General features: G+C 71.6%; 12 protein-coding genes. 8 read left to right on the forward strand and 4 right to left on the reverse strand.

Annotation, left to right across the window (positions count from 1 at the left end):
• Positions 1-250 precede the first annotated feature (250 nt).
• From ACFV2J_RS37250 to ACFV2J_RS37260, 3 genes are all read left to right on the forward strand, one after another.
• Positions 251-2,176, forward strand: coding sequence for a hypothetical protein (locus ACFV2J_RS37250; protein WP_385097131.1), 1,926 nt, complete (start codon positions 251-253; stop codon positions 2,174-2,176).
• Between the two features lie 33 nt (positions 2,177-2,209).
• Positions 2,210-2,890: a hypothetical protein gene (locus ACFV2J_RS37255; RefSeq protein WP_385097129.1), complete on the forward strand. Its 681-nt coding sequence runs from the start codon at positions 2,210-2,212 to the stop codon at positions 2,888-2,890.
• A gap of 86 nt (positions 2,891-2,976) precedes the next feature.
• Positions 2,977-3,204 (forward strand): hypothetical protein, encoded by a 228-nt coding sequence (locus tag ACFV2J_RS37260; RefSeq protein ID WP_385097126.1) that lies wholly within the window; start codon positions 2,977-2,979, stop codon positions 3,202-3,204.
• Positions 3,205-3,414: 210 nt separating this feature from the next.
• Here the strand turns inward: ACFV2J_RS37260 and ACFV2J_RS37265 are convergent, their stop codons facing one another.
• The 4 genes from ACFV2J_RS37265 to ACFV2J_RS37280 form a co-directional block, all read right to left on the reverse strand.
• The gene (locus ACFV2J_RS37265; protein WP_385094009.1) at positions 3,415-3,765 is read right to left on the reverse strand and encodes a helix-turn-helix domain-containing protein; all 351 of its coding nucleotides are present in this window, start codon (positions 3,763-3,765) and stop codon (positions 3,415-3,417) included.
• A gap of 345 nt (positions 3,766-4,110) precedes the next feature.
• Positions 4,111-4,989 (reverse strand): copper homeostasis protein CutC, encoded by an 879-nt coding sequence (locus tag ACFV2J_RS37270; protein ID WP_385094006.1) that lies wholly within the window; start codon positions 4,987-4,989, stop codon positions 4,111-4,113.
• Positions 4,986-6,509, reverse strand: coding sequence for a M81 family metallopeptidase (locus tag ACFV2J_RS37275; protein ID WP_385442905.1), 1,524 nt, complete (start codon positions 6,507-6,509; stop codon positions 4,986-4,988). Before ACFV2J_RS37275 ends, ACFV2J_RS37270 begins: the two co-directional genes overlap by 4 nt.
• Before the next feature lie 297 nt (positions 6,510-6,806).
• Complete coding sequence (locus tag ACFV2J_RS37280) at positions 6,807-8,063, reverse strand: ROK family protein (RefSeq protein ID WP_385442908.1); 1,257 nt, start codon at positions 8,061-8,063, stop codon at positions 6,807-6,809.
• A gap of 320 nt (positions 8,064-8,383) precedes the next feature.
• Here ACFV2J_RS37280 and ACFV2J_RS37285 point away from each other — a divergent pair, with 320 nt between their 5' ends.
• The 5 genes from ACFV2J_RS37285 to ACFV2J_RS37305 all read left to right on the forward strand — a co-directional run bounded on the left by ACFV2J_RS37285 (position 8,384) and on the right by ACFV2J_RS37305 (position 14,998).
• Positions 8,384-10,198, forward strand: a complete 1,815-nt coding sequence (locus ACFV2J_RS37285) for a peptide ABC transporter substrate-binding protein (RefSeq protein WP_385092240.1) — start codon at positions 8,384-8,386, stop codon at positions 10,196-10,198.
• A 168-nt stretch (positions 10,199-10,366) separates the two neighbouring features.
• Positions 10,367-11,326: an ABC transporter permease gene (locus ACFV2J_RS37290; protein WP_385092237.1), complete on the forward strand. Its 960-nt coding sequence runs from the start codon at positions 10,367-10,369 to the stop codon at positions 11,324-11,326.
• The gene (locus ACFV2J_RS37295; protein ID WP_385092234.1) at positions 11,323-12,222 is read left to right on the forward strand and encodes an ABC transporter permease; all 900 of its coding nucleotides are present in this window, start codon (positions 11,323-11,325) and stop codon (positions 12,220-12,222) included. The genes ACFV2J_RS37290 and ACFV2J_RS37295 overlap by 4 nt, the downstream gene beginning before the upstream one ends.
• On the forward strand, positions 12,219-14,006 hold the full coding sequence (locus ACFV2J_RS37300) for a dipeptide ABC transporter ATP-binding protein (RefSeq protein ID WP_385092231.1): 1,788 nt from the start codon (positions 12,219-12,221) through the stop codon (positions 14,004-14,006). Before ACFV2J_RS37295 ends, ACFV2J_RS37300 begins: the two co-directional genes overlap by 4 nt.
• A 50-nt stretch (positions 14,007-14,056) precedes the next feature.
• Positions 14,057-14,998: an ROK family protein gene (locus ACFV2J_RS37305; protein WP_385092249.1), complete on the forward strand. Its 942-nt coding sequence runs from the start codon at positions 14,057-14,059 to the stop codon at positions 14,996-14,998.
• The last annotated feature ends 234 nt before the right edge of the window (positions 14,999-15,232 follow it).

Below are 15,232 nucleotides of genomic sequence, written 5' to 3' on the forward strand. Positions count from 1 at the left end.
TTAACCCAGTTCCCCCCGCTCGCGGCCGCGCAGCCCCGGGCTACCCCGCCAAACCGCCCCCCCCTGCCCCCCGTTCCGGTGGGGGGGGGGGTCCCCCCGCCCCGCCCCGCAACGCCGCCCGAGCACCGCCGTCATCGGCGTGTCACGGGACGTTCGGTGCCGAGGCTCTTCACCGCCTCTCCCACGCCCCGAGGAGGGGCCGACAAAAGCCAGGTACACGCCCAAGCGCCAGTCGCGCCGTGGAGAACAGATGACGCCGCCCGCAGAACACGGCATCCCGCAGAGCCGAACGAGAACTCGCTCGGTCCCCGGTGACGCCCCGCCCGCCACGACCACCGGGACCGTACGCTTCCCGGAGTCGTCCAGCGCCACGCCGCACAACGGGACGACCGGCGTCCTCACGTCGGTGGTGGCCCCGGCCGTTCCCCATCTCACCCGCGGCCTGAAGACCCTCGGCGAATACCAGGGCTCCGGTTTCACCGACCGCAGATATGTCGTCCGCCGAGGCGACGGCCAGGTACTCCTGCTGTCCCGTCTGCTCTACCTCGTCGTCAGCTCCATCGACGGCACCCGCGACACGGAGACCATCTCCCATCGTGTCTGCGGCCGGTACGGTGCCGAGGTCACGGCGGAGAACATCGCGTATCTCGTCGACAACAGGCTCAGCCCACTGGGAGTGACCGTTCCCCTGGGGCAGCTCCCCCAGGACTGCGACGACGCGCCCACCTCCGATCTCCTGCTGTCCCTGCGCGGGCACCGGGTGATCTTCCATGAGGCGCGGGTGGCCCGTATCGCCTCGGCACTGAGCTGGCTGCACCGGCCGTGGATCGTGGCTCTGGCGCTCACCGGCACCGCGGCCGTCGACATCTGGCTCTTCGCGATCCACGGGGCCATGACCCCCCTGTTGCAGGTGCTGGAGCAACCGCTGTGGATGCTCGCGGTGTTCCTGCTCACCGTCGCCTCGATGCTCTTCCACGAATTCGGTCACGCCTCCGCCTGCAAGTACAGCGGCGCCGTCCCGGGGAAGATCGGATGCGGCATCTACCTGATCTGGCCGGCGCTCTACACCGACGTCACCGACGTCTACCGGATCAACAGGGGAGGGCGGCTGCGCACCGGCCTGGGCGGCGTCTACTTCAACGCCGTCTTCATGCTCGTCCTCGCCGCCTGTTATCTGCTCACCGGTCAGCCGTTCTTCCTGGCGTCCGTCTACCTCGCCCACTTCGAGATCCTCGAACAGCTGATGCCTGCGCTGCGGCTCGACGGCTACTACGTCCTCGGCGACCTGGCCGGCGTCCCCGACCTGTACGGCAAGGTCAAACCGATCCTGCTGAGCCTGCTCCCCGGCCGCGCACCCGCCGAGACCGTGGGGCTCAAGCGCTCGGCACGCACCATCGTCACCTCCTGGGTGTTGACGATGATCCCGCTGCTGATCGCCGAGGCGGCCTACGCACTGTGGAATCTCCCACGGCTCATCACCACCGCTCTCCGCGGCCTCGTCGACCAGTTGCTCGGCACGGTCGAGGCCTTCGGAGCGGGCCATCCGGCCGCGGGCACCGTCGGCGTCATCGGGGCCCTGATGCTCGCATGCCCCATGGCCGGCGGCGCCTACCTCATCGGGAGGGTGCTCGTGCGACTGGTCCGGGCGACCCTCCAGGCGACCCGGGGCAAACCGAGGCTGCGGCTCGCCCTGGGCGCCGCGAGCTGCGTCGGGGCCTGCGCTCTCGCCGCCGCCTGGTGGCAGGGCATGACGCCCGAGCCGCTTCCCCGCTCGGCGCCGGTGGCACCGCTGCTACAGCCGGGAGTCCCACGGACCGGGGCCACGGAAGGCGTACCCTCCCCACCGCCCGCCGTCGGTCCGGCCGCATCGCCGTCGCTGGACGCACATCCGCTCAGGCGCCCAGGCACCACCGTTCCGCGCGTCGGCCCGAGCACCGTCGTGACACCGGCGTCGCCGACCACCGGCACCACCACCCACCCCGGAACACCGCCGCCGCCCACCGAGCGCACCACGGCATCCCCCTCCCCCACCCGCGTCACCCCATCGGGCACCCCCTCCACGGCCACACCCTCCACCAGTCCGACGGCGTCGGCGCCCTCGTCCTCCGCGCCGCCCTCCGTGACGGCCTCACCGTCGACTCCCGCACCGACGCCGACGAACCCCGACCCGTCCTGACCCAGGGTCACCGCACCATCCCAGGAGAGGTACATGAATCACCGCAAGCCGCACACCACCGGCGTCGCCAGGACGGCCGTGAGCCTCAGCATGGCCGCCGGCGCCGGTCTCGCCATGACGACCAGCACCGCGTACGCCACCAGCGGAACAGGCATCTCCCATGACGTCGCGACCGCCGTGGACCTGGCACACAGCCGAGCCGACCGCACCCATGTGCATCAGTTCGACGAGACCTTCAGGATCCACGAGTACGGTCCGTCCATCGCGGTGACGGCCAACAACCGTGCCACCGCGGAGTCGGTCGGGTGCTCTCCGCACGCCCCGTGCCGCTCGATCGCCCTGTCCTTCCAGATCGTCACCACCTCGGGTCGCAACGCCCGACTCATCAACACCACCAACATCAGCCGCGCGCTCAACGAGCACTGTGCCGGCTGCGAGACGTTCGCCGGCTCCTACCAGTTCGTGGTCGCCACTCCGCGGGCGTTCACCCTGAGTGGGCAGGCCCGGGACGAACTCGCCCGCCTCGACCGACGTGCCGCGGCTCTGCGGTCGTCGAGCCTGCCCGTCGACCGGATCAGGCAGTACGCCGACGAGCTCGCCCACCAGGTCAAGGCCGTTCTGGACCGGGAGGCGGCACGCGCTCCTCGGGGCGCCGGCAACGACCCCCTGGCCGATTTCAACCCGACGGTGACGATGCATCGCCACGTCCGCTAGCCGGCTCGGCCGTCCGGGGCCGCGAACTCCCTTCGCGGTCCCGGGCCGTCCGGTCGGCCCCGCCCTCCCAGAAACGGTTCGGACGCATGCACTCCACCCCACCCCTCGCAGGTGACGCCGCTCCCCGCACGGCCACCGTTCCCGCCGCGGGCCACACGCACCGACTGCTTCTGTACGCCGCTCTCGACGCGGCCGGAGTCGCGCTGGAGGTCGGCGACGTACGGGCCGTCTTCGACGTCGCCGAACTCGACCGCGTCACGGTCCAGACGATCGTCACGTGGATCGCCGTGGCAGGAAGGCCGGGTGACGGCTGAGGGGTGTTCCGCGATCCCCCGCGCATCGACACCCGCCGTCAGCCGCGACGCACCGCGACGGGGAGGACCGCCTCCGTTCGCGGTGCATTCGGGCCGGCCGTCGACACGGCGGACCGCCGTGACCTCACTCTGCGCCCGACATGGCGTGACGGCCTCTGTGCCCCCGTCGGCCGCTCACAGTCAACCGCCTTCACCGCCCGCGCACTTGCCCTATTCCGACTGCTCCTCCTGGAGCAACGACTCTATGAGCACCGCCACATGACGCCGGTCCTTCGGAGTCAGCTTGTGCACGCTCGCGATCAGGATCTCCACCTCGGGATCCGTGGTCTCGGGGGCGTTCTCGAAGTACAGGTTGACGCCCGCGGCCTCGGCGGCGGCCCGCTGCACCGGGCCCACCGGTACACCCAACCCCTTGGCCAGACCCTCCAAGGTCGTCTGCTGCGGCAGCTGCGCCAGCCGCACCGAGGTGGCCAGGTGGTGGACCGTCGAGCGGGAGATGCCACCACGGCGCGCCACGTCGCTGTAGGACCAGCCGTTCTGGTCCAGCTTGCGCTTGATCATTTCCTGCAGGGTGTTGGGCACCGCCGGAACTTCCTGTCGGGGCGAGTGTCAGCCTGTCGACGAGTCTAACGGGCCGGAGCGGAGTCGCTCCGCACGGTTCTCCGTTCGCTCCCCTCCGCCACCCCTGCCGTTCGCACGGTCCGGAGGGCCGGGCCCCGGGGGCGTGAGCGAAGCAGGAACGGGAGTTCGGGCCGGACCACGGCCGTTGCGTACCCATGGGGGTCGCGGCGGGGGCTCGCCTCCGACGCCCGCGCGTTCCGGGGACGACGTCCTTGCCGGGAGTCCGCGGTACCAGGTGGACCACGGGCTCCCCGAGGGGGGAAACGGCCGGGGAGCCCACGGCGCTCAGCCTGTCGTCCGCGCCTCCAGCATCCTCCTCGCCTCGGCGACCACGGCCGGGTCGGTGACGAAGTGGGTGTCCTGCTCGGCGGACGCGCTGGAGGCGCCGAGGGGGATCCACGCGGCCCCGCGCCGGGGCTCTGCGCGTCGCTTCGCCGAGAGGTGGACGGCGGCGACACCGGCGGCGGTCAACGCCGGGATGTCGGCGGTGCGTACCCCGCCGCCCGCCATCACCTGCACACCGGGCGCGGCTTCGACCATGGCGGTGAGACGGGCCAGCCCCTGCCCGGCAGCCGGGGCCCCGCCGGAGGTGAGCACCCGGGTGAGCCCAAGGGCGGGCAGCAGCGCGGCGGCGGCGACCGGGTCCGCGGACAGGTCGATCGCGCGGTGCAGCGTCACCTCGACAGGGCGGCCCGTTTCGTGGGCCGCCGCGGCAAGGCGGGCGACGGCGGCGGTGTCGAGGGTGCCGTCCGCGGTGAGCGCGCCGACCACCACGCCGGAGGCTCCGGAGGCGATCACCGACCGCACCTCGGCGACCATCAGGGCGGTCTCCTCGGCGTCGTGCACGAAGTCGCCCGGTCGGCAGCGGATCAGGACCTGAACCGGCAGGCCTACGGCGGCGACCGCCTCGACCAGGGCGGCCGACGGGGTCAGACCGCCCAGTTCGAGACCGGTGCAGAGTTCGACGCGATCGGCTCCGTGGTCGAGGGCGACCCGGGCGCCGGCCGGTGAGGTGACGGCGATCTCCAGTGCGGGCCGCCGTACCGGTCCGGCCGGGGCGGGCTGCGTTCGTCCGGGCACCTCACCGACGGCCGCGGGTGCGGACGCCGGGCTCGCGTCGCCGGTCCGGGCGGGGGCGAGCGGCCGGGAGGCGCGCTCGCTCATTCGTCGTTCCCGGTGAGCGGCTGGTCGGAAGCCGGGATGATACGGGCCGTCAGGTCCGGGGTGGCCATGTCGCGGTCGAAGGGGAACATCGGACGGCGGATGCGGCGGTGGCCGAGGCGTACCAGGTCCTGGTCGACGCCGCCGGGGGTGAGGGCCATCTTCCAGCCGACCGACATGTCGAACAGTTCGGGCTCCAGGTAGCCGATCTTGACGATCACGATGTCGGCGGAGCGGGGGGCGAGGTCGAGGTCGGTGAAGTCGTGCTCGTGGTGGTACGGCTTGCGCAGCCTGGTGAGAATGGCGTACACGCTGCCGACGCGGATGACGGCCTCGGTCTCGGCGTCCCGGTCGCCGTGCCGGATCGCGTGGACCACGCCGGTGAGGGTGACGGGGCCGGCGTGCCGGTCGTCGACCTCCGCGCCCGCCGTGACGGTGACGGTGGCGCCGACGCCGGCGGCGACGGCGGTCTCGATCGCGGCGGGGGCGGGCACCGAGGCGTAGATGACGGTCGGCCCGTCCTCCTTCTGGAACTCGGGGCGCTCCAGCAACCGGGTCAGGCCCCAGGTGACGTCCCCGGCGCCGCCCGCGGTGGGGTTGTCGCCGGTGTCGCTGATGAAGTACGGCCGCTGGTCGGAGGCGAGGGCCTCGTCGAGGAGTTCGTCGTAGGTGCCGGTCGGGGCGACGAAGTCGAAGTCGTGGCGGGCGTCCCAGAAACCCCGCGCGAGGTGTTCGGCTCCGGCCGAGACCGCCGCCGTGTCGTCGCCGGTGACGACCACGACGGCGCGGTTGCGGGGTTCGTCCGCCCAGGCGTAGCCGACCCAGATGGCGACGTCCGTCACGCCGTCGGTGGCCTCGACCCCGTCGACCGCCGCGTACACGCTCTTCGCGGGTTCGATCCGGGTGGAGGTCTGCTCCCCGGCCAGCAGCACGGGGACGGGCACCCAGGCCTTGACCGGGCGGGGGCTGCCGGAGACCAGCAGCTCGACCAGGTTGCGCACGGCGCGCTCCTTGGTCTCCATGTGGTCCTCGTGCGGGGCCATCCGGTAGCAGGTGATCAGGTCGCTGCGGTGGGCGAGTTCGCGCGAGACGTTGCCGTGCAGGTCCATCGAGGTGGAGACGATCACGTCCGGGCCGAGGGTGGCGCGGATGCGCTCCAGCAGCACCGCCTCGGCGTCGTCGATCCCCTCCACGGTCATGGCGCCGTGGATGTCGTACCAGAGACCGTCCAGCGGGGGCAGCGCGGCGAGCCGTTCGACGAGTTCGTCGGTGAGCGCGGTCCACGCCGCGGCGGTGACGGTGCCGCCGGGCAGCGACTTGCCGACCAGGGCGCCGTGCCATTCGGCGGCTTCGCGCAGGTCCTCGCCCGGGGCGAGGAAGGGGTACCGGTCGAACACGCCGGCACCGCGCGAAGGATGGAAGGCCGGCGCGTCGGTGCGGGCGGGAGAGAAGGTCGAGGACTCGATGCCGAGGCCGGCGACGGCGATGACCGGGCGGGCGACGGCGGTGCGGGTGTGCGTCATGGCTCCTCGTGCGGGGTGGGTGGTGCGGGCGGTACGGGTGATGCGAGCGGTACGGGTATTCCTTCCGCGGGCCTCGGACTGCTGCCCGGAATCCGGTCTCCGGCCACGGGCGGGTCCCGGGCTCCGGACTTTCTTCGCTTCCTTCAGGACTTCGTTCCCGGGAGGGGCCGGCTGTCGGACGGCTCCCGTTGTCGGACGGCATCGGCTGCCGCACGGCATCGGTCGCCGCACGGCTTCGGCGTCGTCGGGCGGTGCCCGGGACGGGAGTTCACCCGGGGCGGGACGTGGTGAGCGGCATCAGCCACTCCTCGGGGGCGTGAGGGAGTGGAACCGGTCCGTGCCGGTGCCGCCGGCATCGCCCAGAGCACGGGCCAGGGCGCGCTGCAGGGCGAAGAGCCCGACTCCGGCCAGTCCCGCGTCGGCGCCGAGGACGGCCCGCTCGATGGTGAGGTGTTCGGTCACCAGTGGGTGGCAGCTGTCGTAGAGTCGGCTGCGCACCGCGGCGACGAACGGTTCGAGGGTGGAGAGGATGCCGCCCAGATAGACGGCGTCCGGGTTGAAGAAGTTGACGTTGGCGGCGAGCACCTGGCCGAGGTGCTCGCCGGCCCTGCGGACGGCGCGGGTGGCTTCCGGGTCCGCGTCGGTGGCGAGCTGGACGACGTCCTCGGTGCTGGTGACGTCCAGACCGCGTTCGCGCAGGATGCGGACGAGCGCGGCGCCGGACGCCACGGTCTCCAGACAGCCGGTGTTGCCGCAGGAGCAGGGGATGTCGGCGCCGCCGTCGATACGGATGTGGGTGATGTCGCCGGCGGCTCCGGTGGCACCCCGGTAGAGGTGCCCGTCGATGATGACGCCGGCGCCTATCGCCGAGCCGATCTTCACCGTGATCGTCCGCCGGTGCTCTGCGGGCCTGACGCTCTGCTCGCCGACCGCCATGCAGTTGGCGTCGTTGTCGACGACGGCCGGAACCCCGAAACGTTCCTCCAGCCAGGCGGCCACCGGAAAACGGTTCCAGCCGGGCATCCGGGAGGGCAGGACCACGGCGCCTGCGGCCACGTCCACCGGTCCCGGCAGGGAGAGCCCGACGCCTCGGAGCCGGTCGCGTCCACGCTGCGCGGCGAGGGACTCCAGGTGCTCGGCGAGTCTCGGCAGGGCGGCCTCGGGCCCGTCGGCGATCTCGAAGGGGACGTTCGCGACGTCGCGGACACCGCTGCCCGGGAGCACCACGCCGATCCGGGCGTGCCGGCCGCCGACGTCGGCGGCGACGGCGTACTCGTCGGTGCTGCCCGCCCTGAGCACCCTGCGGGGGCGGCCTCCGGTCGAGGACTGGGTGCCCTCCTCGGCGATGAGCCCGCGCTCGACCAGCTCGGCCACGGTGAGGGAGATGGTCGAGGGGGCCGCGCCCAGGAGCTGCGCGAGTTCGGCGCGGGACGACGCCTGTCCTGATGCGACGAGTTCGAGGACCCGCGTGGCGAGGGTCGCGCTCTTCGACGCGGTGCCCTTCGGGGACACGCCCTTGGTGCCCTTGCGGTCCCGAGCACTTATTTCAGTCATGTACGAAGTAACTTCCGCAGTGTTGGGTGTGCCGGAGACAGTACGCCCGATGCCCCCGGCGGGGAACGGCTTCGCGAAGAAAGCGGAGGGCGTCGATGCGAAGTGAATTACGCCCAAACCGGCACAGACCGGCCGTTAAAGGCGCCTGAATCGAGTGCGTCAGACTTTCGTCAAGATCGCAGTAACTTACTTGTTATTAATTCTTGTTTGTTTGTTCGGCAGGTCCGTCGTTGACTGTCGCCATACACAGCGCCGATCCCGCGGCGCCGGTTCTGGGTCCTCCCATGACGTTTGCGGGTCCTTTCAGTCTGAGGAGAGTCATGTTCCTTGATCACACGGCCGCCGGCCGCCGCTGGGCCATCGTCGCGGGCGCCGCCGTCGTCACCGGCGCGCTGGTCACCGGCTGTTCCGGCGGCGGCACCTCGTCCTCCGGTTCGGCCTCGTCGGACACGATCAACTACGCCCTCCCTGCGAACTTCACGCCGAACTGGATCCTCCCGATCGGCACCGCCGCGCACCTGAACACCAACAACTCCTCCATATCCCAGGCCGCCTGGGAGCCCCTGATCGCTTACGACGGCTCCACCGGCAAGGTCGGCTGGAACAAGGACAACTCCCTCGCCACCGAAGCGCAGTTCGCCCCGGACAGCAAGAGCGTGACGATCACCCTCGACCAGCGTCACTGGAGCGACGGCAAGCCGATCACGTCGCGCGACGTGGAGTTCTGGTTCAACCTGGTCAAGGCCGACAAGGCGGACTGGGCCAGCTACAGCCCGGGCAAGGCGCCGGACAACTGGGCCTCCTTCAAGACGATCGACGACACGCACTTCACGATCACCTTCGACAAGGCCTACAACCAGGAGTGGATGCTCGCCAACGAGCTGAGCATGATCCGCCCGATCCCGCAGCACGTCTGGGACAAGACCAGCGACTCGGGCACCGTCTCCGACCTGGACCACACCGCCGCGGGCGCCAAGCAGGTCTGGACGTACCTCAACAACGCCGCCAAGAAGATCTCCGGCTACGCGAGCGACCCGCTGTGGAAGACGGTCAGCGGCCCGTACACCATCAAGTCGTTCTCCACCGCGGGCAGGGTCGAACTGACCGCCAACGCGAAGTACGACGGCGGTGGCAAGGCCAACATCAAGAACGTCAACCTGCTGCCCTTCACCACCACCGACGCCGAGGAGAACGCCCTCCGCGCCGGCACCGTCGACTACGGCTACATCAACGCCACGGACCTGGGCCAGGAATCGTCCTTCAAGGCCAAGGGCTACTCGGTGAAGCCGTGGAGCGGCTGGGCGATCACCTACATGCCGTACAACTTCAACAACCCGGCCATGGGCCCGGTGTTCAAGCAGCTGTACGCCCGCCAGGCGATCCAGAAGTCGGTGGACCAGGCCACTCTCTCCAAGGTGGTCTTCAACGGCAGCGCCGTGTCCACCTACGGGCCGATCCCGCAGGGCCAGGAGTCGTCCTTCGTCTCGGCCGACCAGAAGAACAACCCGTACCCCTTCGACACCGCGGGGGCCAAGAAGCTGCTCACCGACCACGGTTGGACGGAGAAGGGCGGCACCATGGTGTGCAACGCCCCCGGCACCGGTGACAACCAGTGCGGAGCGGGCGTCGACAAGGGCACCAAGTTCGAGATGCAGGTGCTGTCCCAGTCCGGCTCGACCGTGACCGACAACATGATGAGCGCGCTCCAGTCGTCGTTCGCGAAGACCGGCATCAAGTTCGGCATCAAGACCGCACCGGTCAACTCCGTGCTGTCGCAGGCCGGTCAGTGCAAGTCCGGCGACTCGGGCTGCTCGTGGCAGCTGTCCTTCTTCGGCACCGCGGGCAGCTGGTACTTCCCCGCCTACCCCAGCGGTGACTCGCTCTTCGCCTCCGGCGGCGGCTCCAACTTCGGCAGCTACTCCAACGCCGACGTCGACAAGCTGATCACCGAGACCACCACCTCCTCCTCGAACGAGGCGGTGCAGAAGTACAGCGCCGCACTCGCCAAGGACCTCCCGGTGATCTGGCTGCCGGAGCCCGACTACCAGATCTCCGTGGTGAAGAACGGCCTCGGCGGCTTCGCCCAGGACTCCCTCGCCAACTTCCACCCCGCCATGTGGAAGTGGACCAAGTAAGCCCGGTCGGTGCCCGCGCGGGCCGACGGCATCCGGCCCCCGGGCCGGCCGCCCGAAGCCCGCGCACACCCCTCGCGCACCCGCGCCACGCCGACACCCACGTCGCGATGACGCCCCTGTCCAGGTGACGCCCGCACGCGCCACAGAGACGAAGCGACCGGAAAACACATGAGTACTTCCTCGTACCTGATCAGACGCGTCCTCCAGGCCGTCGCGGTGATCGTCATCGTGACGATCGTCGTCTTCGGCCTGTTGCACGCGCTTCCCGGCGGCCCCGCGCGCGGGATCCTCGGGCCCCAGGCCACCGCGCAGCAGATCGCCCGGTTCAACCACGAACAGGGCCTGGACAAGTCCCTGCCCGTGCAGTACTTCCACTACCTCGGGCAGTTGCTGCGCGGGGACCTCGGGACCTCGTACACCCTCAACGAGCCGGTCTCCCAGCTCATCGGCGAACGGCTGCCGAAGACCCTGGTCCTCACCCTGCTGTCGGCTCTCGTGGGTCTCGTCCTCGCGATACCGCTGGGGATGTGGCAGGCCGTGCGCCGCAACAAGGCCACGGACTACATCATCACCACGCTGAGCTTCATCGCCTACTCCACGCCCGTGTACTTCCTCGGGCTCATCCTGGTGCTGGTCTTCAGCCAGCAGCTGGCGTGGTTCCCCTCGCAGGCTCCCCAGGGGGAGACCCTGGGCCAGGTGTTCTCCGACCCGCAGGCACTGGTGCTGCCGGTCGTCGCGGGCGCGGCCTCCATGGTCGCGGTGTTCAGCCGGTACATGCGGGCGGCCACCCTGGAGAACCTCTCCGAGGACTACGTCCGCACCGCCAGGGCGGGCGGCTCCCGTTCCCGGGCGATCCTGGGCCGGCACGTGTTCCGCAACTCGCTGACGCCCGTGGTGGCCATGCTCGGCTACTACATCCCGGTGCTCTTCGGCGGTGCCCTGGTCGTCGAGCAGCTCTTCAACTACCCCGGCATGGGGCTGCTGTTCTGGACGGCGGCGCAGTCCTCCGACTACCCGGTCCTCCTGGGCTGCGTCCTGGTGATCGCCGTCGCCACCGTCACCGGCACCCTGCTCGCCGACATCGTCCAGCGGATCATCGACCCCCGAGTGAAGGCAGGCCGGGCATGAGCGCCGTCATCCAGCCGGACACGGCCCCGGCGAAGGCCGCCGCTCCGCACGAGGCCACCAGCACCCGTCTCGCCGTCCGCCGCTTCCTGCGCAACAGGCTGGCCGTCGTCGGACTGGCCGTCGTGGTCCTCTTCTTCCTGTTCTGCTTCGCCGGCCCGCTGGTGTACTCCACCGACCAGACCCACACCCTGCTCCAGCAGGTCAACCTCGCCCCCAGCGGCTCCCACTGGCTCGGCACCGACGCCGTCGGCCACGACGAGCTGGGCCGGCTCATGTACGGCGGCAAGGTCTCGCTGATCGTCGGCCTCGCCGCGGGCGTCCTCGCCACCTGCATCGGCACACTGTGGGGCGCCGCCGCCGGTTACGCGGGCGGCTGGATCGACGCCGTGATGATGCGGATCGTCGACGCCGGCATCGCGATCCCCGCGCTGTTCATCCTGCTCGTGGTCTCCGCCATCACCACGCCGGGTCTCAGCGGCCTCGTCCTCATCCTGGGCCTGGTGTCCTGGCTGGTGCCGTCCCGGCTGGTCCGCGCCGAGACACTGACCCTGAAGAACCGGGACTACGTCCTCACCCTGCGCGCCATCGGCGGCACACACGCCCGGGCGATCCTGCGGCACATCCTGCCGAACTCGGTCTCGACCGTCATCGTCGCCGCGACCTTCCAGGTCGCCGACGCCATCCTGCTGGTCGCGTACGTCTCCTACCTGGGCATGGGAGTCCGGCCGCCGCAGACCGACTGGGGCGGCATGCTCTCCGCCGGTCTCACCGCCGCCTACTCCGGCTACTGGTGGCTCATCCTGCCGCCCGGCCTGGCCATCATCCTGGTGGTGTGGGCGTTCAACGCGATCGGGGACGGACTCCGCGACGCATTCGATGTGAGGGGACGCGGATGACCGCCACCACCAAGGGCTCCCCCGCCCGCACCGCAGCACCCGGCCCGATCCTCGAACTCGACGACCTCGGCGTCGTCTTCACATCCGAGACCGGCGAGGTACCCGCGGTCAGGGGCGTCTCCCTCCAGGTCCGACCGGGCGAGACGCTGGCCCTCGTCGGCGAGTCCGGCTCCGGCAAGTCGACGATCGCGCTCGCCGCGATGGGCCTGCTCACCGGGAACGCCCGCGCCACCGGCAGCGCCGTCATCGACGGCACCCAGATCGTCGGCGCCTCGGAGAACGGCCTCGTGGCGCTGCGCGGCAGGACCGTCTCCATGGTGTTCCAGGAGCCGGCCACCGCGCTCGACCCGCTCACCCGCGTCGGGAAGCAGATCGCCGAGGTGATCCGCAACCATCGCGAGGTGACCTCCAGGGACGCCGCCGCCGAGGCCGTCGACCTGCTCCGCCGGGTCGGCATCCCCGAACCGGAGAAGCGCGCCCGCGCCTACCCGTTCCAGCTCTCCGGCGGACAGCGCCAGCGGGTCGTCATCGCCATGGCCATCGCCAACGAGCCCAGACTGCTCATCGCCGACGAGCCGACCACCGCCCTCGACGTGACCGTGCAGGCCGAGATCCTCGACCTGCTGCGCCGCCTCGCCGCCGAGACCGGCACCGGCGTGCTGCTCGTCACCCACAACATGGGCGTCGTCGCCGACTTCGCGGACCGGGTCGCCGTCATGTACGACGGGCAGATCGTGGAGACCGGGGCGGTCGAGGACGTCCTGCTGCGCCCCGCGCACGACTACACCCGGCGTCTGCTGGCCGCCGTGCCCCGTCTGTCCGTCGCCGAGGCCGCGGACGGGAGCGGCCGGCCCGCCACGACTGCGCCCGCCTCCACCCTGGGCCCGGCGTCCGAACAGTCCGCCGCGGCCGCCGGGTCTGCCGGGTCTGCCGACCCCGAGGACGAACCCGTGGTCGAACTGCGCGACATCAGCGTGGTGTTCGGCCGCGGCAGGACCGCCGTGCACGCCCTCGACGGAGTGTCGTTCCGAGTCGGTGCGGCGGAGACCCTGGGCCTGGTCGGCGAATCCGGCTCCGGCAAGTCGACCGCCGCCCGTGTCGCACTCGGCCTGATCCCGCCCGCTTCCGGCACCGTCTCCCTGTTCGGCGCCGACCTCGGCCGCACCCGCGCCCGGGCCCGCCGCGCGCTACGGGCCGGCATCGGTGTCGTCCTCCAGGACCCGGTGGCCTCCCTCGACGCCCGGATGACCATCGGCGAGTGCGTCGCCGAACCGCTCCGGATACACCGTCGCGACCTGTCCGCCAAGGACCGCCAAGCCAAGGTCGCCGCCGTCCTCGACCAGGTCCGGCTGCCACGCGAGGTCGCCCGGCGCACGCCCCGTGAACTGTCCGGCGGACAGCGCCAGCGGGTCAGCCTGGCCCGGGCCCTGGTGCTCGAACCCAGGCTGCTGGTCGCGGACGAACCCACCAGCGCGCTCGACGTGAGCGTGCAGGAAGCGGTCCTGGAGGTGATCACCGAACTCCAGGGCGAACTGGGCTTCTCCTGCCTGTTCGTCTCCCACGACCTCGCCGTGGTGCAGCACTTCGCCCAGCGCGTCGTCGTGATGCGCGCCGGCCGGATCGAGGAGCAGGGCTCCACCGGGACGACCCTGTTGCATCCCGAGACGGACTACACCCGCCGTCTGCTGGCCGCCGTACCGGTGCCCGACCCGGTGATACAGCGCGGCCGCAGGGCCGAGCGCCTGGCCACCCTCGCGGCCGGCCGTACGGAGGCCCAGACGTGACCGGCCCCCTTCCCTCCCCCCACACCACCGACACCCCGCGGGACCCGGCCATGCCCACCCCCCTCCGGCCGCTGTTCGCCGGCATCGACATCGGCGGCACCACCACCCAGGTGGTGGTCTGCTCCGACGACCTCACGGTCCTCGACCGCGCGGAGGCAGCCACCCCGGCGCGAGAGGGCGGCCGCGCCATGGTCGGCGCCGCGCTCGACGCGCTCGCCCCGCTGCTGGCCCGTACCCCTGGCCACCTGGTGGGCGCCGGTGTCGGCGCCGCCGGGGTCGTGGACTCCGCGAACGGCCGCATCCTGGTCGCGAGCGACTCCTTCCGCGGTTGGGCCGGCTTCGCGGTCACCGCCGCCGTCGAGGACGCCCTGGGCGTGCCGGCCTACCTGGACAATGACGTCAACGCCTTCCTCTACGGGGAGGTCTGCGGCGGGGCGGTGCGCGGCGAGGCCGACGTGCTCGGCATGACCCTCGGGACCGGCGTCGGCGGCGCCCTGTGGACCAACGGCGCCCTGTACGCGGGTCCGCACGGCGCGGCCGGCGAGATCGGGCACATCCCCGGCTTCGGAGACCTGCCCTGCTCGTGCGGCGGCCGCGGCCACCTGGAGACGCTGGCCTCCGGCCGCTCCATAGGCGCTCGTTACGCCGACCGCACCGGTCGGCGCCGCACCGCCCGTGAGGTCGCCGAGGCCGCTGTCCGAGGCGACGACGACGCTCTCGCGGTGTACCGCGCCGCGGGGGAGGGCATCGCCCGTGCGATCGTGATCACGGCGGGTGTCGCCGACATCACCACGGTGGTGCTCGGCGGTGGCGTCAGCCGCGCCTGGTCCCTGCTGGAACCCTTCATCCTGTCCGCCCTCGCCGCCGACCCCCCGGTCAGCGGTCACCCCGTCCGCCTGGTCCGGGCCGCCTTGGCCTCCGACGCCGTCCCGGTCGGCGCCGCCGCCCGCGTCCGGGGCGAACTGGGCACGCTGCTGGGGGCGACGACGTAGCGACAGGGCCACCGGCCGCCGAGGCCCACGAGGCCCGACCCGAGGGGCCCTCGCCATGACGGCCCGAGCGCGTGGAGCCGACCGTGTCAGCCCTGGCGGGGCCGGCGGCCCGGGTCGCCTCGGGCGGAACCCGTCGTCCCCGTCCCGGCGGGGGTGGTTCCGCGCCCGCACACCCTGCTCCGCCCATGGCCGCGGGGGGGCGGCGCCGCGCGGCGCGGCGGGGGGCGCGGCCGC

The organism is Streptomyces sp. NPDC059668, assembly GCF_042734135.1.
GTDB lineage: Bacteria > Actinomycetota > Actinomycetes > Streptomycetales > Streptomycetaceae > Streptomyces.